Here is a 1,613-nt window from a genome sequence, read left to right on the forward strand (position 1 = left end):
CGGACGTTGAGGTGGATGCCGTCGGCCCAGACGTGTACGTAGTCGGCGGGCGTGAGGTCGCGGTCCATGAACGCGGCGTGTTCGGCCTGCCACTGCCGGGTCAGCCGGGTGACCGTGGCCGGGGACAGCCCGGCCGCCGAACCGAGGAACTGCTCCAGCGCCGGCACGAAGTCCCCGGAGGACAGGCCGTGCCGGTAGCGCAGCGGCAGCACTTCGCCGACCTTCGGGGATTTGTGGCACCACGGCGGCAGGATCGCCGAGGAGAACCGCTTGCGCTCGCCTGTCTCCTCGTCGACGGGCTTGTCGTTCACGCGCGGGGCTTTCACCTCGACCACCCCGGCCGCGGTGGTGACCTTCCTGGGCTGGTGGTAACCGTTGCGGGCCACCATGTGTCGTTCCGTCCCGTCCCGCAGGTCAACCAACTCGGCTATATATGCGTTGTCTTCGGATTCCAACGCGGCGGCGGGCATCCGCCGCGCGCCTTCCCGGACGATCTCGTCGGTCAAGGAGCCGTTCGGCGTGGTGCCGTCGTCGTTGACTACGTTGAGCACGGGCGTGCCTTCCCGACCGGTGCTGCGAACACCGGCCTACTCGCTGACCATCAGTCGATCACTCGGGAAGGTACGCCCTTCGCATGTTCCCCGAGCTCGATCGGCAGGTCTTAAGCATGGCTCGCCCACCGGAGGTGGCCCGGGCATCCGGGTGGACGCGGCGCGAACAGCTGACATTCGCCCTGGCGGTGCAGCAGTTGGTGTCCTGCACACGGGTGCTCACTACCCGGACGACCTCACCGAGGACGGTGGTCTCTACCGATACCCCAAGGCCGAGAGGGGAACGGGCCGCAACACCTCAGCGCCGGCGGCCGGTGTCAGCGGGAGGAGAGGGGCGTCTCGGACTCGACGCGGGTCAGCTTCTCGGGATTGCGGACGGAGTAGAGACCTGTGATGCGGGCGTCCTCCACGCGGAAGGCCAGCACACTGTCGAGCGCGCCGCCCAGACGCAGAATGAGAGCGGGGTTGCCGTTGACGGTCATAAGCTCACTGGTGAAGGCGCCGTTGACTTTTCTGGCGTTGCCAGCGATGTAACGCAGCACATTGTCGGCGCCGGTGACGGGCCGCAGTGCTGCTTGCTTGAGGCCGCCGCCGTCGGTGACCAGGAGGACGTCGGGAGCGAGCACGTCCAGAAGCGCCTGCAGGTCACCGGTCTGGAGCGCGCTTTGGAAGGATTCCAGCGCTGCCCGGGTCTGGGCCACGGAGACCGGCGTACGCGGGCGGCGGGCATCGACGTGGCGGCGGGCGCGGTGCGCGATCTGGCGTACGGCGGCAGGGGTTTTGCCGATGGCGGCGGCGATCTCGTTGTAGTCGACGTCGAAGACCTCCCGCAGGACGAAGACGGCGCGTTCGGTGGGTGAGAGGGTTTCTAGGACATACAGGAGCGCCAGCGACAGGCTCTCGGCCAGTTCCACGTCCTCGGCCACGTCCGGGGTGGTCAGGAGCGGCTCGGGCAGCCAGGGGCCGACGTAGGTCTCCTTGCGCTGCTTGAGGCTACGCAGCCGGTTGAGCGCTTGCCGGGTCGTGATCCGCACCATGTAGGCGCGCTGATCCCGCACCTGT

General features: G+C 68.1%; 2 protein-coding genes. Both read right to left on the reverse strand.

The genetic code is table 11. The features are described 5' to 3' along the window. On the reverse strand, window positions 1-551 hold a 551-nt coding region (locus VXC91_RS45340; protein ID WP_329513167.1), incomplete at its 3' end, for a transposase. A 317-nt stretch (window positions 552-868) separates the two neighbouring features. Continuing rightward, window positions 869-1,613: sigma-70 family RNA polymerase sigma factor (locus VXC91_RS45345; protein WP_329513168.1), on the reverse strand; the 745-nt coding region annotated here is incomplete at its 5' end.

The organism is Streptomyces chiangmaiensis, from assembly GCF_036281785.1.
GTDB lineage: Bacteria > Actinomycetota > Actinomycetes > Streptomycetales > Streptomycetaceae > Streptomyces > Streptomyces chiangmaiensis.